Here is a 24604-nt window from a genome sequence, read left to right as displayed (position 1 = left end):
AAGATGGATTTAATAATTAAGAATCTGATACATTAAAACAGCGCTTAGGGATAGCGCTGAAAAAGTTTATCATCCATAACACTGGAAAATTTATCCGCATGAGAAAGCCGCTCATTGTATTGTGCCTCTGCCTGACTGTCATTGCCGGCTGCTCCAGGACAGAGAAGTCCTCCCGGGTTGACACCAAAAGCTCTGAAGGAAAAAAATTATTAATAGGCCTTGTTCCCGAGCGCGACATATTTGATCAGATGAGCCGGTATGAACCTCTTGCGGATTATCTCTCCAAAAAGACCGGCGTTAAGATAGAGTTTCAGGTCCTCACCCGGTACGGGGACATTGTCGATAACTTTACCTCCATGCATCTTGACGGCGCATTCTTCGGCAGTTTCACCTATGTGCTTGCACATGCAAGACTTGGGGTCGAGCCCGTTGCCAGGCCTGAAGATTTTAACGGCGATTCAACTTATTGCGGCTTGATCTTTGTGAGGAGAGACAGCGGCATCAAGACCGCAAAAGACATGAAGGGCAAAACATTTGCGTTTGTCGACAAATCTACAACTGCCGGGTATCTTCTGCCTCTAGTGTTCTTTAAAGAGAACGGGATCAAGGATTACAAGGCTTATTTTAAAGAGGCCTATTTCACCGGCACTCATGAAGATGCGGTTTATGACGTTTTGAATAAAAGGGCGGACATCGGGGCCACTAAGAATACCGTATTCTACCAGCTTGCGGATTCAGACAAGAGGATAGCGGACGAGCTGGTTGTTCTTACAAAGTCCAACCATGTGCCTCAAAACGGACTGGCCGTGAGAAAAGACCTCGACAGCTCGATCAAAAGTAAACTGAAAGAGGCCCTGCTGAACATGCACGACGATAAAGACGCAATGGTTGTGCTGAAAAAGTTCGGCGCATCAAGTTTCGTCGAGACAAAGGATACCGATTACAAAGGCGTATACGAATACATGAAAGAAATAAATCCGGCCCCTTCGACTAATAATTATCTGGACGATTAATGAAGAAAAAGATCATCATAGGTTTAAGTATTTTTTCCCTCATATTGCTGGTTGCAGGTGTATCCATAATAGCTTCAATCGAATCGTCGACTGCTACGCTGGACAACCTGATAACGCTCCACCAGGTGGAGATACTGAGAGAGCATTTGCTGCTGCAGATAAAAAAGGTGCAGTCCGACATCAACCTTAAAAACACCAGATATGCAAAAAGCATGGATGACGTCATTACAAATGTAAGAAACATGGAACATATGGCGGACACCTGCTTTGACTGCCATCATACCCCGGAAGTGGAGCTCAAACTCAAAGACTTGAGGAGTGATGTGGAAGGTTATAAGCACGATATAAGCAGGCTTTTCACACTCAGGTCGGATGCCCGTAGGCTGAATGAAGAAGAAGACAAGACCTACAGGAAAGGGGAGCAGCTTGTTGGAAAAGTCAATGATATGATCGTGATGGCAAGCTCCCGCCTTGAGAGCAAGACGCAAGCCTCCCTGAAGGAAATATCCCGCACAAAAACCACACTCTACATCCTTGTGACCGTAATGCCTTTTTGGGCGGGAGTGGCAGGCTTTATCTTTTTAAGGGCTTTTACCAGGCCTGTCAATGCGCTTCTGAAAGCAACGAGAAGGCTTAAAGCCGGGGACCTTGGTTATAAGGTAGAGGGGCTGACAGATGAGTTTGGAGAAGTGGCGTCTTCCTTCAATGAGATGTCCAATTCGCTGAAGGAATACATGCTGAAGATCCGGGAAACCGAGAAGCGGTATCAAACGCTTTTTGAAAGCGCGGGGGACGCCATCTTTATAATGGAGGCCGAGGGGGAAAATATGGGCCGGATAGTTTCCGCCAATCATGCCGCAGCGGAAATGCACGGGTATACCTCCGGGGAGTTGTTGAAGCTCAGCGTTGTAAAAGACCTTGACGCTCATGATGCCGCAAAAGATGCCCCGGAGCGCATAAGACGGCTATTAAACGGGGAGTGGGTAAAGGCTGAAATCTTTCACCGGAAAAAAGACGGCACCCTGTTTCCCGTGGAGATAAGCGCAGGACTGTTCGAGTATATGGGACACAAATATATCATGGCCTTTGACAGGGACATCTCGGCGCGCAAGGAGACAGAGGACGCCATTATAAGGTCCCATATAATGTTCACTACGGTATTGGACAGCATTGATGCGATAATATATGTCAGCGATATGAAGACGTATGAGATTTTATATATGAACAATTACGCGAGAAAGATCTTCGGCGATGTGGAAGGCGATATATGCTGGCAGGCTTTTCAGAGAGGCCAATCCGCGCCGTGCAGTTTTTGTACGAGCGATAAACTGCTTACCCCCGAAGGCTATCCCGCCGGCGTCTGTCACTGGGAATTCCAGAACACCATCAACGGCAGGTGGTATGACATCCGCGACAACGCGATCGAGTGGATAGACGGCAGGCTTGTCAGGATGGAGATCGCCACGGACATTACCGAACGCAGAAAGATTGATGGGGCCCTGAAAAAGGCGGAGCAGATGAGGCTGGTCGGGGAATGGGCCGCGGGACTGGCGCATGAAATTAAAAACTCCCTTGCGGGCATAAAAATATCCGTGGAAGTTTTGATGGAAGAGCTGCACGCCTCGGAGGAGGACAGGGTCACGGTATTGAGGGCAATTGATGAGATAAAACGCATTGACTTCTTGCTGAAGAGCCTGTTAGGTTTTGCCAAGCCTCCCAGGCTGCGCCTGCAGAACATGGATGTAAATGAGCTCATCAACAAGACCATCGACTTTTCTTTGAAGCAGCCTGTCTTTTCATCGAATGTCACAGCGATAATAGATATCGTGAGGGATTTCGGCGAAAATATTCCTCACACAATGGCCGACCCGCTGCAGCTTCAGCAGGCGTTCATGAACATATTGCTCAATTCAGGCGACGCCCTGAAGGGAGGAGGGACCATTACAGTCAAAACCTCCTATGATGCAGGAGGGGACGCCGTAATAATCGAGATGTCCGATACCGGAGCGGGAATCGACGAGAATATCTTGAGCAAGATATTTGAGCCGTTCTTTACCACAAAGTCTAAAGGCCCCGGACTGGGCTTAACTATTGCCAGACGGATCATTGAGCAGCACGGAGGCGAAATTTCCGCGGGTAACACACCGGCTGGAGGGGCCGCATTCCGCATAAGCCTGCCCGTTAAAAAAATGGAAGGGGAACGTCAGCATGAGCGCTAAAGGAAAGGTATTTATTCTGGACGACGATGAGCTTATTCTCTCGATGCTTAACAAGGTGCTGAAGAAGGAAGGCTACGAAGTGCGCACTGAAAACAGGACCGAAGACATAATCAAAAAGATAAGGTCGTGGGCCCCCGACGTCGTGCTCCTGGATATCAGGCTTCCTGAAAGAAGCGGCATCGAGATACTTCAGGACATCAAGAAAGAGGGGCTGGTCACAGAGGTCATAATGCTCACCGCGGACGATACAGCGGAAACAGCCGTAAAGGCCATGAAGCTCGGGGCGGTGGATTATCTTACAAAGCCTTTTGATATAGACGAAGTCAAGATCGTTATTAGCAACACCCTTGAAAAGGAAAACCTTAAGCAGGAAGTGGCTTACCTGAGGAAGGTCTATTCCGAGACCTTCGAGAGGGACTTCATCGGGGAATCCTCTGCGATAAAAACATTATATTCAAAAATGGAAAAGATGGCGCAGGCGCGCGTTTCCACGATCCTCATCACCGGGGAGAGCGGGACCGGCAAGGAGATCGTCGCAAGGAACATCCATCATTTGATGTACAGGGACACCGACTCAAAACATGCGCCGTTTATCTGGATCAATTGCGCCGCCCTTCCGGAATCCATTCTTGAGAGCGAGCTCTTCGGCTATGAAAAAGGCGCCTTTACGGACGCGAAGGCCGACAGGAAGGGACTGTTTGAGATGGCAAAAGGAGGCTCTATCCTGCTTGATGAAATAGGAGACATGAAATTTGAACTCCAGAGCAAACTGCTGAGGGTGCTTGAGGAGAGGATGATAAGGCGCATCGGCGGAGACAGGGACATCCCCATTGATGTGACCGTCCTGGCCACAACCAACAAGAACCTGCAGGAGGCGGTTGAGAAAGGCGAATTCAGGAAAGACCTGTTCTTCAGGCTCAGCACCTTCTATGTGCATATCGTGCCGCTAAGGGAGAGACGGGAAGACATACCGCTGCTTGCCAGACATTTCCTGTCGCTCTTTGCAAGGAAATATAATAAGAAGAAAACCATAGAGATCTCACCCGAAGCTGAGAAGCTGCTTCTTTCTTACAGCTGGACGGGAAATGTGAGGGAGCTGAAGAACCTCTTTGAACGTTTTGTGGTGCTGGAAAATATTGACCTGATATTGCCCGAACATCTGCCGCACTGGATAACCGGTCCGGCAAAGTTTCAGGAACAGCCCGCCGGCGGGAAATTTACTCTCCCCGAATCGGGGTTGTCCATTGACGATCTTGAGAAAGACCTCATCATGCAGGCTCTCGAAAAGTCAGGCAATAATAAAGCGCAGGCAGCAAAACTCCTGAATATGACCTACGACGCCTTCAGGTCGCATTTAAAGAAATACGGCATAGCGTAAATACAAAAATCATTTAGCCGCAGATAGCCGCTGATAGGAAAAAACTTATTGTTATTTCATGCCTTCTTGTGCTTTTTGAAAATCGGTGTCAATCTGTGCAAATCAGCGGCTAACGATGAAATGGTTACTGCTCCCTCAGCATCATCTCCGCGACGGCTTTGGTCATCCCTGACGCCATTGCGTGGGCTGCATTGATCTTGCCTTTATCGAAAAAGAAGACCCCGTCATCTCCCCTTGCGTAGCTCTTTGACGTACACACCACTTCGCGGCTTTTCTTCTCGATAACTACGATGGAGAAATCCACTTTGGGCGCGCCTTCGGTGCCCTGATAGTCCTGGTAGTCAAGGACGGTCCCGGTTACAATAAGGTCGGCGTCAACATCGAGGGTGCTGAAGATAAGCCCCGCGTTCTCAAATGACAGCCCTTCATTCATTATAATTCTTAGTGAGAGGAGATTTTGCCTGATCAGTCCCGGCTCTACTACATCGAAGGTTTCAACTCTTCCAAGCTGCTCGGCAAAATGCAGTGCCATGATGTCTCCGGCGCTCTTTCTCTCGCTCTTGTTAATGAACGGCATAACCACTATTTTGTATTTCATGTCGGAAGACAGAAGAGGGGAGCGGTAAAATATCTTCGGAAGCAAACTTGTTTTTATCTCCCGGTCGTCAACCCTTTTTCCCGGGCCTGACAGGTATGCTGTAAGAGAAAGTGAAAGCTTTTGAAGGGTCTTTTCAAGAAGTGTCCGCGGGTCTTCAATCAAACCAAGACCGAGAATTCCAGGGGAATCATCGCCTGACAATACCGCGCTGTCCATCCACATTATTTCCGGTATGGTCCCGGTCGAGACGAGCCTCGATATTATGGCAAGCTTGGGCGGATAACTTTCATCATAGAGCTCAAGGGAGGTGACCAGGACAGCGTCAATGCCAAGTTCTTTTTTGAAATTCCCGGCTGTTTCTATGTCTAACGCCCCTATATAGCGCACGCGGTGCTTAGTCATGAATCCCTCGAGGGCCTCATCATCAAGGATATTCAATCCCTTATTCTTAAGAATGTCTTTATATGTTTGCCCGATCTTTCTGACCGGCGCTTTTGTTCCGCTGAGGTTTTCAATTGGAAGCGCAGCGAGCATAGCATAAATAAGCTCTCTTATCTCATAGCCGGCAGACCAGCCGCTGTCTGCCGTATTGCCAAGAGCGTCCCTTGCCATGACCTTCACCTTGTAATGCCCCGCCTTCTCCGGCTTCCATTCCCAGACAGAGGATGCGCCCGTCTGGACTATTTTGTCATCGTTATCTTTAAGCATGTGGAACTCGTATGTATGGGCGCCAACACCGCCCGTTGCCTTAACAGTCCACTGGATGGTGGTCATCTCAACCGTTTGCGGAGGAGGCTTGTCAAAGACTGTTTCTTTTATTAGAAGCTCAGGCTTTATTTCATAATCAGCGGACCAGCCGCTGTCAGCCGTATTGCCAAGCGCGTCCCTGACAACAACCTTCACCACATAATGCCCCTCTTTGTCCGGCTTCCATTCCCAGACAGAGGATGCGCCCGTCTGGACTATTTTGTCATCGTTATCTTTAAGCGTGTGGAACTCGTATGTATGGGCACCAACACCGCCCGTTGCCCTGACAGTCCACTGGATAGTGGTTGTCATTGCTGCCTGCGGAGGAGGCTTGTTGAAAATCGTTCCCTGAACAAGAAGCTCAGGCGCCACCTCATATTCAGCAGACCAGCCGCTGTCCATGGTATTACCAAAGATGTCCCTGACTATGACCTTAACTTTGTAATGCCCCGCTTTCTCCGGTTTCCAGTCCCAGGAGGATGACGCCCCTGTCTGCACAACTTTGTCATCGTTATCTTCAAGTATGTGAAACTCGTATATACGGGGGCCCGCGCCGCCCGTTGCCAGAATTGACCACTTGATGGCAGTCATCGCTGCCTGGGGAGACCGCTTGTCAGGGGCCAGCTCATTCACTCTATATTCAGGCGCTATCTCATACTCTTCAGACCAGCCGCTGTCCACTGTGTTGCCAAGCGCGTCCCTGACCACAGCCTTCACCTTGTAATGTCCCTCTTTGTCCGGCTTCCAGTCCCAGAAAGATGACGCGCCCGTCTGGACTACTTTGTCTTCGGTGTCTTTAAGTGTGTGAAACTCGTATGAATGATCGCCTACGCCGCCCGCTGCCTTAACGGTCCAGCGAATAGTAGCCGCCATTGCTGCCTGCGGCGGCCCTTTGTCAAAGACTGTTTCTTTAATTTGAAGCTCAGGCGCTATCTCATATTCATCAGACCACCCGCTGTCCGCTGTATTGCCGGCAGAGTCCCTGACCACAACCTTCACCTTGTAAAGTCCGTCTTTGCCCGGCTTCCAGTCCCAGGTGTATGAGGCGCCTGTCTGCGCTACTTTGTCCACTTTATCTTTAAACGTGTGAAACTCGTATGTGCGGTCTCCTGCGCCGCCGGCCGCCTTAACGGTCCACCGGACAACGGTCGTCTTTGCTGCCTGCGGAGGCGGCTTGTCAAAGATCGTTTCTTTAATCAGAAGCTCAGGAGCTATTTCATATTCATCAGACCACCCGCTGTCCGTTGTATTGCCTGCGGAGTCCCTGACCACAACCTTCACCTTGTACAGGCCATCTTTGCCCGGCTTCCATTCCCAGGAGGGTGACTCTCCTGCCCGCACTAACTTGTCCACTTTATCTTTTAGCGTGTGGAACTCGTATGTGCGGGGGCCTGTGCCTCCTGCTGCCTGGACTGTCCACCTGATCGCGGTCCTTACTGTCTGCGGCGCGATTTTATCAGATGTCAAAGAGTCAATCGTGAGAGGGGGGACAATAGTAAGCGCAGGTTTTTTAGGAGACTCAAAACCTGACAGCAGGAAAAAACCCGCAATAACTATAATTACTTTAGAGAAGGTTGTCTTTAATATTGCCATAACTTGTTAAAGCCGTTATGAGTAATGCGTTATGCGTTATGAGAGGCTCTTTTCACCTATTACGCATTACGCAACTGCTGCTCTACCGGAAAAATTTATTAAGGATATCATTTACAGCCTCTTCCGTTACGTCGTTCATCGGCCTGCCGCCGCCGCCCAAAAGCCGGTCTTTCATGCTTATGCCGCCCTTTGTAGAGGTTGCCGTCCATACGATCTTGCCGGACTGTCCCTCTATCATTTGCAGGCTTATGGAAACAATATTGGCTGAGGTTGTCCCTGACCGCACCTCCCCGTACTCCCTCACCACCCCGGTAATTACCACGTCTACTTTTATGAGGGAGGCCAGTTTTACGATCTCCTCTTTGGACGGGGTCGTTGGATTGGCAATGCCTATCAATACGGCGCCGCGTTTGACCTCCCCGGGCGGTACCACATAAATTTCACCGGTGGACAAGAGCATGTTGGTGAAGACGTCTTTTACCCTGTCCGCTGCCATTTGATCTCTTGTGAGGTTTTCAAAAGGCATGATCGCAGCGGTCTTTATCGCACTTATATCCATGTTCTGATCAAAGTAAATATCAGCCGGTTTGGCGGAGGCGCATGAGACCAGAAATGCGGCCATTAAAATCATCAGAATCTTCCCTCGAACTGCGATGATGCTCCTCATTTTCATAAACGGTTTCCTCCTGTGATATTCAAATTTATTCTATCATACACTTCCGCGCCATTATCAGAACACCGTCCTGAACGTGGCGCTTGATACAACGCTGTCGGATTTTTGGGTCACAGCTTCACTTTTAAGAAACTGTGTCGAGAGGTCCAGAAAGGTTTTACTGCTTATGTTCCATCTTATGTTCGGGTTTATCAGCCTGATCTTGTCTCCGTCGGACGTAAGGCTTTCGTTATAAGAGAACGCGCACTGGAGAGAGCCGTCAGGGAACGGGGCCCAGTTGACCCCGTAGTTCTGCAGATCACTCGTCTTGTCTGAGGTTTTGATCGTTTCGAATGAGACAAAGAGATATACGGTATCAAAAGGTTTATAGGAGACGCTGAACGTTCCTCTTTTGGTAACATCAGTGGAATCCTCCTGGCCGGCGCCTGTCTGTTTCGTGTCCGCGCTTGAGTAATAAAGGTCGATGGTAACTCTTCTGTGCGGGACAATACCGGAGCCGACACTGTAAATAGTGTTGGTTGTCTTCTCCCCGGTGTCTTTTGTTTCAAGGCTTGCCCCGCCGTTGAGGTTAACGTTTAAACCCTTATAAAGTTCCGCGATGTTATTGAGGAAAACGGAATTTGTAGTGCTCTTTTCCCCTCCCAGCTCTTCGCTTATTCCGCTGTAGTTCAGCGTGTGGGTAAGTGTCTTTAAGGGGCGGGCAGTCACCGATGCGTTGTACAAATAATTTACCCCGTTCTCTTTATTCTGAACAACATCTTCTCTTGCGACCCTCGCCTGAGTTGAAATGACACTGCTGAAACTGTGAGTCAGGGAAAAGCCGTTGGAAAGCGTGAAATCAGAGGGGACTGAAGCGGCCTTTGTAAAAAAGTACGAGAATTCATAATAAAGAATCGGCACATCCAGGATCCTCGTCCTTACGTCAAGGTTATAGATGCTGTTTGTCCTTGAATCTTTCACGTGCTTTCCTGATGTCCCGGCAGGCGTTTTGAGAAACGCCTGTATCTCGGTGACTAAAATATCGGAAAAATCTCCAGTCACGCCGATTGTATCGGCAGTCGTCAGGGGAATAGTAACAACTTTTATGTATCTCGTCGTGACATTTGAAAAGTTAATGTCAAAGCGGTTTTGAAAAGGCCCGAAAGACGCAGCGGGAATGGTTGCGAGAAAGGTCCAGGTCCGGTTGTCCGGGCTTGTATAAACGTCCCATTTGAAAGCATTGGCGATCGCGGCGGGCAGCTCCCTGTCAACCCATATGAAAATGTTGTTGACCTCTGTAGCGGCAGCGAAGTCAAGGCCGATATTTCTTTGATCAGTATTGCCGCTGAAAGGGGGGACCCCGATATTAATGCCCGCGTTTTGTGTCAGGTTGCCGTCTATGAGGGCCGAATTCAGCGACAGGGCATCTGAGGAGGGAGTGTCGTCAATTGCGGAAAGCCCTGAGAAAGGAAACAACTGGGTGCTTACTTCACCTGTCTGGGTCGAAGTGGTGACCTCTGTTTCGGTATGGGCAACGTTATAGCTTGTAAATAAGGAGACCCTTCTGTTAAAAAAAGTATCGGAATAAGTCACCCTCCCGTTTTGTGACAGGGTTGTGGTAACAATGTCATCCAGTTTGTCCTGTAACTTCCTGTATGAGGGCTGGTATTGTATGTCGAGTCCCTGAAGTGGGCCGTATTCCGGCATATACCTGGCAGTCATGGAGACAAAGTCGGTTACGGTGTCCCTGCTGAGCCGGTCCCTGTCATAGAGGTTTGACCTTTCATAACGTAAATCAATGGATGGCAGTCCCTCAGGGTCCCAGCCGAAGATCGCATCATAATTTTCATTAACGTTTGTTATCGCGCGCAGGTCAGTGCCTGTTGTTTTTTCCTCTCTTATGTTGTACCTCCCGCCGATGAGGAATGTCTGGTTTCTCAGTGTAAGGTCAACAAAGGGCCTCATGTTAGTGATCGAAGACGTTGTAATGTCCCCGTCCGTATCTGAACGCGTTGTGTCCTGGCTGAAGATGCCGCCTGTGTTCAGAAAGATGTTCGGATAGATTGTCTTCTGAAAGGAAAGGTTGTAGATCTGATTGAACGTGCCGGATTTTATTTTCGTGGTCTCTCCTGTCTGGTCCTCTGTCTTTGTAGCGGAGTCACTGTAATTGAACTCAAGGTAACCGCCCAACCCCTCGGCAGACGCAGCCCGGGGCAGCAACAAATGATTCAATGAGAGAAGGGACAGTAAAAAAAAAATAATGCCTCTGGAGCGCTTGAGAGACAACAATGACTGATGTTTTCCGCTGTTATTCATTTAAACTGTAAATTTCCAGGTCATTTTATTTCTTGCATTCAAACAGTCGAGGCAACGTCTCGCCCTAATAATTCTTCATTTTTTAACTTCTTACTTCTTACTTCTTGCTTCTGATTACCTTTCCCCCATCATGGTTACCCAGGCGGGGCTTTTGCCGATATCTATTTTAGAGACGATCTTTTTACTGACGATATCGACAACAAGCACGGTTTTCATCTCCGGCACGATCAGATACAGGTTGTTTTCCTCGCTGTCAATGGTGATGTATGATGCGCTTCCCTCCGCTTTTATGTAATCAATGGGAATAGCGGAAAAAGGATCATAAACTTCAACCATTATATCGTTTTTCCTGGCCACGTATATTAAGTTTGTCCTTGTATCAAGCTTAAGCGCGTTCGCTCCCATCCCGATGCGGACCCTGCCAAGCGCTGAAAGAGTGAACGGGTCTATCACTGTCATGTATGACGACCACTCATGGATGACATAGAGTTTGTTCCCTTCCCTGTTAAACTGTCCCCGCAGCGGCCCCGGTTCAGTTGATATCGTGGCCGCAACGGAGCTGCTCGCAAGGTCTATGACGGATATCGTGCTGGAAAGCGAATTAAAGACATACGCCCTCCTTCCCGCCGGGTCAATTGCGATTGAATGGGGGCTGTTGCCGACAGCGATCCTGTCTAATTCGATAAAGGCCAGCGGGTCTATCAAACTTATACTGTCCGAACCTGTGTTTGCCGTTATCAGCAGGGTCCCGGCCGGCGTTAGAGCGGACTCCTGTGGTTTGTCCCCGGGGTTAAGGCGGATGGTGTTAATTTTCCTGCCTGCTGTGATATCAATGACGTCAATGGAGTCGTCACCCGAAAGCGCCACATACGCCCTTTTACGGACTTGATCTATGGCTATCCCTCGTGGGCCTTTCCCGGTTGCTATAACATTTATTACCTGCATCGCCTTTTTATCAATTACCGTGATAGTGTCTGATTCAGAATTTGATACGTACCCTAACAGGTTGACGACCGGTCTCTCAGGAAAGAACACAGAGAACGAAGGGCTGAAGCTCAACATCCCCTTGATGGATTGTGTATAGTTGAATACAAGGGAAAAGACATATGACATCTCTCTCCCGACATCAAACATAAACGGTGCTGTTACCGGTCCGGCAGGCACCAGGAGGTTTGCCTCCCCGTCCTCAACTTCCAGGGATGCATTTTTTACCTTGAATAAAACCTCCGTATAGTGGCCGGGGGGCAGCCAGCCTGTGGCCAACAGTCTCTGGCTTTTCATATCACGGCATTTTATTTCGCTTAACACCGGAGACAGGGGGAATACCATGGCGTCATCTCTCACGGCTGAGATCTCTTCGATGTTGAACCTGAGCCTGTCTGACTCCTGCGGAAATGGCTGCGTGTAAAGAAGGACTTCGCCTCTTTCCTTTCTGTCTTCGTCAGCAGTTTTTAAAAGGCCAGACTTGAACTGGCAGCCTGAAAGAAATAATGAAAAGACGAGAACGATCATCAGCCCCTGCAAATGGTATCTGCCTGAATGGCAGGAAAACGCGGGGGCCAAGGTATCGGGCGGCTTTAGTTGCCCATTTACAGGCAATGAAGAAAATATTCTTATGTCCCGGACCATAATTCCCAAGAAATTCTTAAATTAAATAGTAGAGTAATAACACCCAAAATGCAAGAAAAAAAGGGCCGGCTTCTGCCGGCCCTTTAAATATTGAGCAGAGGCGGTCAAACCTCCACTGAACAGTTTAGTCTTGTGCGTGGCATTTATTGCAGAGCGATCTCTGGTAACTGCCGTAATGCATCGCTGTGTCATTGTATGCCTTTGTTGTCTCTGCTACTGTACGGCCCTGTGAATATTTTGCCGCCTGGGCCGCAACAACAGGTGAATCGGTCCCCGGCCATACGCCTTCAACCGCGATGAACTCGTTTCCAGTGGCGTTCCATCTGGTCATGTATTCCCATCCTGTTGCATGAGCTCTGTGGCAGCTGAGACACATAACTCTGTCACTCGACGCAGGTCCTGTAGCTACACTGCCGTTATTGACTGCTTTTGCTTTGAGTGTTGCAAAATCAGTTGTGTTGTCCATCTGGAATGGAACGATTGAGTCGAATGATGTGTTTGAGTTTCCTGTCATGTTACCGCTGCCTACATATGCGTTATAGTTGGCTGCAACGTCTACGCCGATCGGCTGATTTACCGGGTGGGTCATCAGTGAACTTGTCCCTGAATGCATGTCCGGATGGCATGTTGCGCACCAGTCGGATATTCCCGCGCCATAGGCTACACGGGTAGGGGTAACCGCTTCTGATCTGTTATATGTGCTTGGAACTACCGCGTTAAAAACTGCGGTGAAAGTCTTGCCGCCTGATCCGGCAGTAGAACCGGGTCCGCGAAGAAGGCGGTAAGCGCCTACTGCCTGTCCCGCAAGCGGAACAACGCTGGTGTCATAAGAGCCTGATCCGATGATCGGGGCGCCTGTTGTAGCAAGGGTCCCGTCGGAAAGCCTTCTTAATTTGCCGTGGTTGTCATGGCAGCTGTTACAGGAAAGCTGTGTAGCGTCCATGTCTCCACCCGGCGCTGTCAGGTTGGTCGCGTCAGCATTATAAGTAAAGTCTATTGCTACGATGTTGTGCCCGTGCCTGTCGCCTGCATCAACAACGTTGCTTCCGGCCCTCGGGCTGTATGTGTAAGTTTTTTTCAGCCATCCGAAGTCTCCGCCAGGGGTCCTGTTTCCGGGAGGTGTGCCTGCCGGCATGTCCGCGTCAGGGGTAACTATGTGATAGCTGCTTGCGCCTGATGCGCCGTGGCAATTTACACAGGTCGAACTAATGTCAGTTCCTGCCAAAAGTGCGCTTGTGCTTTTTGCGTCATGAATGTTGTGGCAGCCCATGCACTCGGCAACACCGCCTGAGTGGAAGGCATATGCGGTTGCAGCGCCTAAAGCTATTAAGGCGGCAGCCAGTACAACGAAAACTATTTTTAATCCTTTCATCTTTTTATCCTCCAATTGTTTTTTTTCTCCGGCAGCCCAGCCGTCCCTGTCCGGGACCTGTCAGCTTTGTGTCCCCACCTTGCGATGGGTTTACCTTGTTGCGGAGGATGTTTCCTGCCGGCAAAAGCCGGCAAACTTCACTTCATATGCTTTTTTTTACTGCCCCCCTGTCATCACCTCCTTTTTGATCTGAAGCGGAATTGCACCGTCTCGTGTCAAGCTCCGCCTCAATCCTGAAGAATTCTGTAAACACTGACTCCCCTTTTCCTTGATTGAGAAACGTATAAGTAGCCGTCATTAACAACCATATTTCTCGGGGCAATCAAATTACCCGGCTGATCGCCGCGGTAGCCGAATTCAAAAATAAAATTAAAGTCCCTGTCATAAACCATGACCACACTCTTTAATGTGTCTGTAACATAGTAGTTCCCCGCATCATCCGACGTGATGCCTGCAACAACGGAGAACTTGCCGGGGATGTTCCCGGCTTCGCCGAACATTTGCACCTTGCGGTCAGAGGACACCTTGAATGCCTTGAAAATTGTGGGGACCGTAAAAAGCATGTTCCCGTCTCTGTCAAGGCTGAAACCGGCAATCTCTTTTTCCTGGCCGGGCTTCCCTTCAATGTCTTTGAGGGCAAGGATGGAATCCAGTTCATAGCCGTCCTTATAAACGCCGTCTGAATCAGTGATGACAACCTTCTTTGAGAACACGAGGTCTGCCAGGTAAAGGTCCCCGTTCCTGTAAATGATGCGTCCGGGAAGGAACTTTGAGAACTGGCCGGGGAAATTCCTGAAATCTATTGGGGCCACGGGTTCTCCCCTGTAATTGCAGCGCACAACGGAATAGATGTCTCCTTCAGACAGAAGCAGAAAGATCGTCCCGTCCCTGCCGACTGTAACATCAGCTATAACTCCCCTGAGATTTTCGTCATCTCCGAAACTGTAGATCTTCATTCCCTTTTCATTAAAGACCTCAACTTCGTTTTTGTAGATGACATATATCTCATTTCTCTCTTTATCAACTGACAGAGCAGACCAGTTATAAGGGATGACGCCGGTAAAATCCGAGAGGTTATACATATAAATTGCCCCGTTGACCTTTGCTGCCGCATACTCGGCGCTCATCAGAAGGACAAAGGCCGCTAATAAGAGAGCAACTGAGAACCTGTGTCTGCTTTGTATCGCGTTACCTTTCATGGTCTCATTTCCTCTCATTCTGTAATGATAAGAGCAAGGCTTGTGCCAGAAAAAATTCATCATAACTGTCATGGAAGAACCATTTAAAAAACTGGAGGTTATATTAAGAAGCAGGATTGATTTCCTGTTTTGGCTGTCATCAACTGTCCGGTCTTACCACCATGCCGGTATGGTCTTTTGACCAGATTCAGGCTTTGGTTGCTTTATCTCATTTATCAACAGCACGTCGTCTGCCATTCTTAAAACAACGATTTCAAAGGAGACGAATTAGCCTTGCGCCTTTTGGTACAATATTTGCTTTATTGGGTCCATGAAAGTTTTTTTGTTGAAAGAGAAAAATGGTTAAAAAAATCCTGATAGTTGATGACCAGTCTGCAATTCTCTACGGGATGTCAAAGGCCCTTAATGTAAGCTGCGCTTTTAAAGGAGAGATAACAATCGCCGAAACCGGCAAGAAGGCAATCGATTCTATAAATTCAAATCAATATGACATCTGCTTTCTCGACCTGAACCTGCCGGACATAAGCGGGATGGAAATCATGGAGAGGATACGCATGACATCTCCCAAGACAAAGGTCGTGGTCATGACCGCGGAATATTTAGATGATGATGTGATGAAGAAAATCGCGGGCAACGCGTCTCTTTTTATTCCAAAACCGATTGAGCTCGACATAGTCAAGGCGTTTGTTAATCACGAACTGTCGGATGAAGATTTCCACCATGCTGAAGAAAATGACGGGACCGATTTTAATAATGAGAAAAGAAAATTTCCAAGGTCCCAGTATAGAAGGACCGTCCATTATTCCATTTATGTCTCTTACGATTCGGATTTGAAAACTACGCTACAGGGTGATATCATAGACATCAGTCTGGGAGGCGCCGGCTTAAGGACCGGCAGTCCCGTATTCTTCGGGGACCTTCTCAGGTTCGATGACGTATTGGGGAGCAAATCAGGCATTGTTAAATGGAGCGTTAAGGAAAATGGTGATTACAGGGCGGGGGTCCAATTCATTTAAGTACAAAAAATGTCCCGCCGGCAATGTCATTCCGAACATGCTTCAATATCTTTTTTGTGAAGTCGCTGACCCCGGCACGATAAGCCTTCAGTCCGGTCCGAAAATATTTTTAAAAGTCGTTTATAGCGGAGCAAAATGAATAAATCTCTTTCTCTATTATTTGTTATTTCAATGCTGTTCCTGTCCGCGTCTTCTGGATTTCCTGCCGATCAGAAACTGCCTGTAATTGACGGGGAAGAAGTAATGGCGACGGTCAATAATGATCCTATCACCGTCAGGGAATTCGATAAAATGCTTTCCTCCATTCATTCCGGGCAATCAGAAGCGAAGGAAGGAACACAGGTAAGCAGGATAGATTATAAAGGAATACTGGACCGGATGATCACCATGAGGCTCATAGGGCAGGAGGCAACAAATATCGGGCTTAACGAACTGCCGGATGTAAAAGAAATGATGGAGCAGAACTCCCGGCAGACTCTCACCGGGCTTGTGAAGGGACTGTATATCAGGGGGATGACCGCTGATGATGAAGAGGTCGACAGGCTCTATAAAGAGGCTGTCAGGGAATTTAAATTGAAATCCATCCTGTTTGATAAAGCAGACGCGGCAAAAAAGGCAGAGGAAGAGATAAAGGCAAATGGTAATTTCGATGAAATAGTGAAAAGGACCATAGCTGACAATACCGCAAAAGGAAGAGGGGAGGGAGAATATATAAAAGGCCAGGAGCTCGTGCCGAAGATAATGGAAGAGGTCTCCCGGATGGAGATCGGCTCTATAAGCCCCGCCATCGATCTTAGTTACGGGTTTATAATTTTTAAACTTGAAGATGTCCGCGTGCCTGAAAACCTCGCGGCCAAAGAGGAGGCCCGGAAGCAGGCCCTTGAGTACAAGAGGAAGAAGGCGTTTGAAGAGCTGAAAGACTCTTTGATAAAAAAATACGCGAAGATAGACGCGAAGGTCCTCGAAGGCCTTGATTATGAAACCTCTGTAGAGGAATTTGAAAAACTGCTTAAAGATACGCGCGTGGTCGCTGAAATAGAGGGAGAGGCCCCCATCACAGTTGCTGAACTGACGGAAGCCCTGCAGAATAAGTATTTCCACGGGGTAGAGAAGGCCCTTAAAAAGAAAAAACTGAATGACAAGAAAAGGCTGATGCTCTACGACGAGTTACTGCAGAAAAGGCTGCTGCTTAAGGAAGCGTTAAGACAGGGGATAGACAAATCTCCCGTTTACAAAAGCATGGTCAAGGAATACGAGAGCTCCCTGCTCTTTGATTCTTTTTTGAAGAAGGTCATTGTGCCTGACATCAAAGTGGGCGAAGCTGAAGAGAGAAAATATTATGAAAAAAATATCGACCAGTATTCTTCTCCTGAAATGATGAGGATCAGCAGCATGGTCTTCCTGAAAAAGGAAGACGCTGAGAACTCCCTGGACGCACTGAAGAAAGGGGCTGACTTTAAATGGCTCAGCGCCAACACAGAGAGGCAGGTGGACAAGGACGCCAAGGGGCTGCTGGAGTTTGAGGGCACTGTGATAATAACAAAGGACCTGACCGGGGACGTGCTTAAGACATTGTCCGGCGTCAAGTCCGGGGATGTAAGGCTTTACACCAGCCCGGAGAAGTACTATTATGTTTTGTATATACAGGATGTCTTTCCTCCAAAACCGGAGCCCTTTGAGGAAACGAGGCAATTTATATCGAAAGAGATTTTCAAGGACAAGGTGAATAAATCCATTGAGGACTGGGCAGCCAAACTCCGCGAGGTCTATGAAGTAAAGGTATACACTAAAGAATACTAACTTACTAAATTGAAACCGGTAAACTCACATATGACATTAACAAAAAGGCCAATGCGGAAAAAACATATATACGCCGTCCTCTCGGCGCTTCTCTTTTTGTGCGTAAGCATTATTTATTTGTCCTCATGCGCCCCGCCCGCGGAACGCAGGACTACCGGCCGTAAAGAATGTCTGGACTGTCACACCAAATTTGCGGACAAGTACCTCACGATGAAAAATATCCACACCGTTGTCAAAACGGGAAAGTGTGAGGATTGCCACCTCAGGCATGGCTTAGTGCCAAAGACCCTTTTAAAGAAACAGGGCAACGAACTCTGTTATTCATGCCATTCTCAGGAGAAGATAGGTATGAACAAGGCAAAGGTCCACACGGCCCTTACTCACGGCAAGTGCACTGACTGCCATAATCCTCACGCGTCACAGGGCAGCAGCCTTTTGAGCGCTGAAGGCAGCGAGGTGTGCTATAAGTGTCATAAAAGAGAGAACTTCGAGAAAAAGGTTGTTCATAAGATACTGAAAGACCAGGGGTGCGGGAGCTGCCATTTTTCACACAGCTCTGATAATTCGAACCTCCTTGTCAAAGAGGAGAAGACACTCTGTCTTTCATGTCATGAAAAAGACAAGCCGGTATTTAAGAAGGCCCATGGAGGATATCCCGTAGAAACCTCCTCATGCGCAGGCTGTCATAATCCTCATTCATCTCTACAGCCCGCCCTCCTCAGGACAAGCGCGCATCCCGTTGTTGTTCAGGGTAAGTGCGAAGAATGCCACAACCCTCCCGCATCACAAAAGCCCTTTGAGGCAACCCGGCAAGGCAGCAGCCTCTGCTACAAATGCCATAAGGCTTCTGACCTTAAAGAGGGAGGCAATATTGAACACGCGCCGTTTAAGGAAGGAAAGTGCGCACCCTGTCACAATACACATTCGTCGGAGAACCCCGCGCTGCTTGCAGGGGAAGGTGACACCCTCTGTTTTGCATGTCATGCTGAAAAAGCCGTAAAGGTTTCATTCCCCCATAAAACCGGTGCAAGCGGGAAGGGATGCCTGTCGTGCCATGCAAAGCATGCCGCAAAGTACCAGAAACTCCTTATCGGGGACGAGAGGGAATTATGTTTTTCATGCCATACGAAAACCAGGGATGAGCTGAAAGCAAAAGTCAGCCATACGGCATTTACAAAAGAAAAGTGCAGCACGTGCCATGATCCACACGGGTCCAATTATAAGGGCATTTTCAGGGAGAGGATGGACAAGGTCTGCTACACATGTCATCCGGACAGTGAAGTGAAATTTATCAAGACCAATACCCATAAACCTGTGCTCGACGGCTTTTGTTCCTCGTGCCACGCTTCACACGGTTCGGACAAAAACGCCCTCCTATTAACAGAGCCGGACGATCCTAAGATGTGCGTCACATGCCACGGCGAATTGATGAAAGAGGTCAAGGACGGTTCGACCCACCCGGTATTTAAAGCCGGGAAATGCCTTACATGTCATGACCCTCATGGAAGCAATATTGCCGGGATGATCGTAAAAAACCAGGGGCCGCTCTGTTTTTCATGCCACGAAGCGGGCCTCAGGAAAGATATAAAGGAAATTAAAAGCGAACATCCGACCTTTTCCTCAGGGGAATGCTCAAAATGCCATAACCCTCACAAGGCAAAATTAAAAGGCCTCCTGCTGTCAGCCACTCCTGACTTATGCCTGACATGCCATAAGGACCTTAAAGAGCGGATGAACAGAAAAGAGGAGTGCGAGAAGGCCAAGGCCGCAGCCGCGACAGAGGGCGAAACCGCTGTTGTACCCAAGTGGTGTGACGAGAAGATCTATGTTCACTCCCTGTCAACCCTTCAGACCTGTCAGCGTTGCCACAAACCCCATCTGTCTGAGGAGCCCGCGCTGGCCGTTAAACCCGTTCAGTCTCTCTGCGGGGAATGCCATGATTATAAGGCGGATTCTTTTAACAAGGCCCACATCGGCATTGACGCCGTTATTATGGATTGCAACAAATGCCATGACTCGCATACATCAAAAAGCCCGAAGTTTTTCATGGACGACGTGCATGACCCTTTTAAGGCCGGAACGTGCAAGGATTGCCATATAACTGAAAAATGAAATTTTACTCTATGAAATTTATGAAATATAAAATCTATCTTTTAGTGCTGGTAACATTTACTCTCACCGCTGCTTCATCTGTTTACCCGGCGGAAAACAGATTCAAGCTCAAACCGGGCGCAGAGGGAGCTGTTTGCCTGAACTGTCACAAGAACTTCCAGGAAAAGCTCAAAGACCGCTTTGTGCATACACCTGTAAAGATCGGAGAGTGCTCGGGATGCCATAACCCGCACACCTCCAAGCAGGGCAAACTGTTAGATACGGTCAGCAACAAGATCTGTTACAAATGCCATAAGAAGGTAATTCCGGACAACCCACGCAGCGCACACAAGCTGGCTGTTGAGGGCAACTGTGTAAAGTGCCATGACCCTCATTCTTCAAATAACAAGGCTGTGCTCCTTAAGGCGGGCAACGCGCTTTGTTTTGACTGTCACAAAGATATAAGCGACAAGATCAAGAGCGTCAGATTTAAGCACAGGCCAGTGGATGAGGACTGCCTCTCATGCCACAGCGCTCATGCCTCTGCTCAATTCGTTTCACTTCTGAAAAGCGAGATACCCGCACTCTGCATAACATGCCACAAGACCGACAACCCGGCCTTTACGCGCCAGCACATGAATTACCCGGTGGCAAGCTCACGGTGCAATTCCTGCCACGACTCACACGGCTCGAACAGGGCGGTAATAATGTTTGATGAAGTGCACGCGCCGGTAGCTGAGAAAAAATGCGCGCAATGCCATAATGAACCCGGCTCTCAATCCCCGCTTGCCACAAAGAAGCAGGGGGTCGAAATGTGCAGGGACTGTCACAACGATATGGTCAACGAGACATTCAGTAAGAACCGCGTGCACTGGCCCCTCCTCGACAGGGACTCGTGCCTGCACTGTCATAATGCTCATGCCGCCAAACAGAAAAAATTACTGACGGGCCCCGTCATTGATGTCTGCGGCAAGTGTCATGCGGACACTGTGGAGCTTCAGCATTTATCAAAGGACAATCCAAAGAACACGAAATTGTGCAAGCCTGTAAAAGAGGGGGATTGCGTAAGCTGTCATTCACCGCATTCTTCCGATTACGTTTTACTTACCGCAAAACCGTCCATGAGCTTTGACATATGCAATAAGTGCCACGACTGGAAGACCCATTCGACGCACCCGGTGGGAGAAAAGATTATTGACCCGAGGAACAAAAACCTGTCCGTGGATTGCATCAGCTGTCACAGGGCCTGCGGGACAGGAAACAAGCCCGCGATGTCACAATTTGAGACCGTTACAGAGACCTGCATCCAATGCCATAAGGAGCTTGAGAGGAGATAAGATGAGAGGGGCTTTAATCAAAATAATGATGGTAATGGCGGCAATCATGTTACTGCCGGCTGATTCTTTCAGCGCGGGGGCAGTAAAGATCATGCATGTCCAGTCGATCTATTCCGACAGCAAAGGCGCCGGGCTTAGGCACCCGGAGGGCGTTACGTGCAACGAAGAGGCGCTGGTAATCGTTGCCGACTCGGAAAACGGGAGACTGCTGCGGTATACCTACAAGGACCAGTCCGTAAAACAGGACTCTGAAATCAAAGTGCCTGAGTTGTCATACCCCATAGTGGTCAGGCTGAATTCCAAGGGAGATGTTTTTGCCCTTGACAGCAGGTCCCGCCGCATTGCGCGCCTGAGCAATGAAGGAAAATTTATAGGTTACCTCGAACCGTCAGGCCTGCCTTCGCCTGAATCATTTGTACCGAGAAGTTTTGACATAGACAGGAACGACAATATATATATTCTGGACATATTTTCCAGGCGGGTGCTTGTGTTAAACCCTGAGGGAACATTCCAGAAACTCATCCCTTTCCCCGGAAGTTACGGTTTCTTCTCGGACGTATCGGTTGATTTTAAAGACAATGTCTTATTGCTCGACGGCGTTAATGCCAGGATATTTACCGCTGCAAAAAATGCCACGGTCTTTTCTCCTCTGACTGAAAGCCTGAAACAATTTATAAGATTTCCCACCAGCATGGCCACTGATAACAGGGGGCGTATTTATCTGACAGACAGAAATGGAAGCCGCATCATAGCTGTCGGGCAGGACGGCTCTTACCTCGGGCAGCTTTCCGAGAGAGGCTGGAAAGAGGGCCTCCTGAATTACCCGTCCCAGATATGCATCAACGATCAGGGGGATTTTTTTATAGCGGACACGGACAACAACAGGGTCCAGATATTTACGATATTAAAATAGTGTCCATTCTCAGTTTAAGATTTTCCTCCTGAGATGAAAGCCTGCTCCAGAATTTCTATACGACACCTGAAAGGGTAGTCAGTAGATAGCAGCCAGTAGTTTGGGGCCCCTATCTACTGGCTACTAACTGCCAGCTACTGTCCGCAGCCTTTAATTTCGGCAGCCATTCAGCCAAATGACCATATGTGCTTGGTAATATCACCAGTTCTTTTTTGACGTACCGCCCGCATTTCACTTCTAAACAATGAAAAAATTTGATTCTTGATAATTATAATTTTTTTATTTTGCCTTAGCATACACTTTGCTTAATCTTCAAGAATCTGATTCTCTACAGGGACCCTCTTTGAGGGGAGTGGTTGAAATGCTCCGGTTCTTTTATAAAGATTGCTCCATAAGGAGAAGGTGGAATTAATTCCATCGAATATTATTTTTTATTAAAGGGGGTTGTTATGAAGCGAAAACGAGGGATGTTTTCAATCCGCATTATCAGCTTTTATTCTGTATTGGCTTGTCTGGTTTTTTTAATGACAGGCATGTCCGCTGCACAGGCCCAGGATTACTCAGTGACACTGTCAATCCTGAACACGGCAAACTCAACCGGTGAGATTGCTGTGGTAGAGGGAACTGATATCGAAGTGGAATTTTCCATTACCGACCCAAATGGAACACTTTCAAAAAACGACCTAATACGACTGGTAAGGGCTGATACCGGGTGCAAAATTTATGAAAAGAAGCGCGGCAATCTTCTAAAGGGTTCGGTCTCGCTTAGAACAACGTCCAAGGATGATGATGACGACCACGATGGGGCCGGGTCAGCATGTTCCAATATCGGAGGAGTTAAGGTTGAATATTTAAATAACAATGTTGTAATTGCATCTGCTCCTGCTGCGGCGCAGATGGTTGTATATGCTGATTCATCTGAAATGCTTCTGTTGCAGCGCATAATAGATCTGGAGCAGACTGACCCGGTACCCGGCCCGCAAGGTATTCAAGGGCCGATGGGTCCTGCCGGGCCGCAAGGTTTAGCAGGCGCGGACGGCGCAGTTGGGCCACAGGGACCGCAAGGTATTCAAGGGACTACGGGGCTTCAAGGACCGGAAGGCCCGCAAGGCCTTAAAGGTGATCAAGGTCTTCAGGGATTAAAAGGCGACCAGGGACCGCAAGGTATTCAGGGCCCGATGGGTCCTGCCGGTTCGCAGGGTGTGCCGGGGATTTGTGCGGCAGCCGGCCAGACTTGTCCGGCCGGTTATTTTGTCACGGGCTTTAACGCAAACGGGGACATAATTTGCACCGCAGCTCAGATCGTTACAGGCAGCGGCGGCATGTGCGGAGATGGCTTGATTTCCGGAGCAGAAGGTTGCGATGACAGCAATACGATCTCCGGAGACGGATGTAATTCCTCATGCCATGTAGAAGCAGGCTGGAACTGCTCAGGGCAGCCCAGTTTGTGTAACCGCATCAGCACCTGCGGAGACGGCATAATGAATGGCGCTGAAGGATGCGATGACCACAATACAGCGTCAGGCGATGGATGCAGTTCAACGTGCGCTGTAGAAGCAGATTGGACTTGCTCCGGTCAGCCCAGCATATGTATTCATGGCGGCGCAGGAGCAGGCCCTTACGTCTGTTCCGGTGTGGGCGCCTCATGTCCGAATTACGTAGAGCCGTATGCTGACCTTTATCAGTGTGACTTGACCGGCGCAGACTTATACGTCGTGGACATGAGCAACGCCTGTCTGCGCGGCGCTATTCTGGTTGGCGCAAACTTGTACGGTGCAGTGTTTGTCCGGGCCGACCTGGGTCAGGCTGACCTCAGCAGCGCCGACCTGGGCTATGCTGATTTTACCAACGCAAATCTTACGGGCGCTAACCTGTCAGGCGCTCTTTTAGATCATGTGATCTGGTGGAACACTACCTGCCCTGACGGCACCAACAGCAACAACCATAATAATACCTGCACGGGACATCTCTTGTAGAATCTGCTTACAAAGGCGGCGTGTCAATCAACACGCCGCCTTTCCTCTCCCCTGAAACCGCTGAGATCAGGACCTTCCCTCCAAATTTTTTTATAGCAAGAGCAATCGCTTTGTTGTAATATTATGAATATCAGTTGAGTATTTTTCAGGAAAATATTTAAAGAGCCGATAATATCTTTAAGAATGCTCTGGGGGTCCGCCTGAGCCTATTTATAATAGGATATGCACAACGGTGTGGCAGCCCATGCACTCAGCAGCACCCCCAGGGCTTTTCTCCGCCTTCACGATCACGGTCAAACCACCAGATATAACTGGTAAAGTCACCAGATATTGTTCTCATTATTTAAATAAGCCGTCCGAAATACTTTGTAATCAGCCATTTTTCAATGTGTTATTAGACCGGACTTCGTTGGCATACTCATTGCGTAGCTTCTGAAGGTAGGTTGTATTTGAATTTTATTGCTAACTAATAACTTTGCTGACGGCAAAAAACCAAAGGAGCGCGTCATGGGCAAACATCCATTACTTCCCAAAAAGCTATTCCCGCTTATTATGTTAATTCTTTTTGTACTGTTTTCCGCATCGGCTTACGCGGCATGTACTGATGTGGACGGAGACGGTTACGGCAGCCCCGGAGACATTTCATGTCCGAAGGGAAAGTTAACAGACTGTAACGACAACGACAACAAAGTCTATCCCGGAGCGCCGAAGATATGCGACGGCAAAGACAACAACTGTGACGGCAGGCTGGACTT

The 24604-nt window shown here is 48.6% G+C and carries 16 protein-coding genes and 1 riboswitch; of the genes, 10 read left to right on the top strand and 6 right to left on the bottom strand.

Annotation, left to right across the window (positions count from 1 at the left end):
• Positions 1 to 98 precede the first annotated feature (98 nt).
• The 3 genes from HZB61_16125 to HZB61_16115 are packed head-to-tail and all read left to right on the top strand — an operon-like array spanning position 99 to position 4610.
• Positions 99 to 1013 (top strand): phosphate/phosphite/phosphonate ABC transporter substrate-binding protein, encoded by a 915-nt coding sequence (locus HZB61_16125; GenBank protein ID MBI5058139.1) that lies wholly within the window; start codon positions 99 to 101, stop codon positions 1011 to 1013.
• Complete coding sequence (locus tag HZB61_16120; protein MBI5058138.1) at positions 1013 to 3232, top strand: PAS domain S-box protein; 2220 nt, start codon at positions 1013 to 1015, stop codon at positions 3230 to 3232. Before HZB61_16125 ends, HZB61_16120 begins: the two co-directional genes overlap by 1 nt.
• Positions 3222 to 4610, top strand: a complete 1389-nt coding sequence (locus tag HZB61_16115; GenBank protein MBI5058137.1) for a sigma-54-dependent Fis family transcriptional regulator — start codon at positions 3222 to 3224, stop codon at positions 4608 to 4610. Before HZB61_16120 ends, HZB61_16115 begins: the two co-directional genes overlap by 11 nt.
• 124 nt (positions 4611 to 4734) lie before the next feature.
• Here the strand turns inward: HZB61_16115 and HZB61_16110 are convergent, their stop codons facing one another.
• From HZB61_16110 to HZB61_16085, 6 genes are all read right to left on the bottom strand, one after another.
• Positions 4735 to 7548, bottom strand: coding sequence for a hypothetical protein (locus tag HZB61_16110; protein ID MBI5058136.1), 2814 nt, complete (start codon positions 7546 to 7548; stop codon positions 4735 to 4737).
• A gap of 82 nt (positions 7549 to 7630) precedes the next feature.
• Entirely contained in the window at positions 7631 to 8221 is a 591-nt protein-coding gene (locus HZB61_16105; protein MBI5058135.1) for a DUF799 family lipoprotein, read from the bottom strand.
• A gap of 57 nt (positions 8222 to 8278) precedes the next feature.
• Positions 8279 to 10516: a hypothetical protein gene (locus tag HZB61_16100; GenBank protein ID MBI5058134.1), complete on the bottom strand. Its 2238-nt coding sequence runs from the start codon at positions 10514 to 10516 to the stop codon at positions 8279 to 8281.
• A gap of 114 nt (positions 10517 to 10630) precedes the next feature.
• Positions 10631 to 12028: a YncE family protein gene (locus HZB61_16095; GenBank protein MBI5058133.1), complete on the bottom strand. Its 1398-nt coding sequence runs from the start codon at positions 12026 to 12028 to the stop codon at positions 10631 to 10633.
• 241 nt (positions 12029 to 12269) lie between these two features.
• Complete coding sequence (locus HZB61_16090; GenBank protein ID MBI5058132.1) at positions 12270 to 13517, bottom strand: cytochrome C; 1248 nt, start codon at positions 13515 to 13517, stop codon at positions 12270 to 12272.
• A gap of 27 nt (positions 13518 to 13544) precedes the next feature.
• Positions 13545 to 13622, bottom strand: a riboswitch (cyclic di-GMP riboswitch).
• Between the two features lie 122 nt (positions 13623 to 13744).
• Positions 13745 to 14716 (bottom strand): hypothetical protein, encoded by a 972-nt coding sequence (locus HZB61_16085; protein ID MBI5058131.1) that lies wholly within the window; start codon positions 14714 to 14716, stop codon positions 13745 to 13747.
• Between the two features lie 338 nt (positions 14717 to 15054).
• Between HZB61_16085 and HZB61_16080 the strand changes: the two genes are divergently transcribed.
• From HZB61_16080 to HZB61_16050, 7 genes are all read left to right on the top strand, one after another.
• Positions 15055 to 15732, top strand: coding sequence for a response regulator (locus tag HZB61_16080; protein ID MBI5058130.1), 678 nt, complete (start codon positions 15055 to 15057; stop codon positions 15730 to 15732).
• A 135-nt stretch (positions 15733 to 15867) separates the two neighbouring features.
• Positions 15868 to 17532 carry a peptidyl-prolyl cis-trans isomerase gene (locus HZB61_16075; protein MBI5058129.1) on the top strand — a complete coding sequence of 555 codons (1665 nt, stop codon included), beginning with the start codon at positions 15868 to 15870 and terminating at the stop codon, positions 17530 to 17532.
• 51 nt (positions 17533 to 17583) lie between these two features.
• A complete protein-coding gene (locus HZB61_16070; protein ID MBI5058128.1) occupies positions 17584 to 19644 on the top strand; it encodes a cytochrome C in 2061 nt (686 codons plus the stop codon).
• An 11-nt stretch (positions 19645 to 19655) separates the two neighbouring features.
• On the top strand, positions 19656 to 20960 hold the full coding sequence (locus HZB61_16065) for a cytochrome C (GenBank protein ID MBI5058127.1): 1305 nt from the start codon (positions 19656 to 19658) through the stop codon (positions 20958 to 20960).
• Between the two features lies 1 nt (position 20961).
• Positions 20962 to 21873, top strand: a complete 912-nt coding sequence (locus HZB61_16060; GenBank protein ID MBI5058126.1) for an NHL repeat-containing protein — start codon at positions 20962 to 20964, stop codon at positions 21871 to 21873.
• 449 nt (positions 21874 to 22322) lie between these two features.
• On the top strand, positions 22323 to 23849 hold the full coding sequence (locus HZB61_16055; protein ID MBI5058125.1) for a pentapeptide repeat-containing protein: 1527 nt from the start codon (positions 22323 to 22325) through the stop codon (positions 23847 to 23849).
• Between the two features lie 459 nt (positions 23850 to 24308).
• Positions 24309 to 24604, top strand: a 296-nt coding sequence (locus HZB61_16050; protein ID MBI5058124.1) for a putative metal-binding motif-containing protein, incomplete at its 3' end; no start/stop codon positions are given.

It is taken from the genome of Nitrospirota bacterium, assembly GCA_016214845.1.
Taxonomy (GTDB): Bacteria; Nitrospirota; Thermodesulfovibrionia; order UBA6902; family UBA6902; genus SURF-23.
The sequence above is the reverse complement of the archived record's forward strand: the minus strand, read 5'-3'. Positions and strand labels throughout refer to the sequence as shown.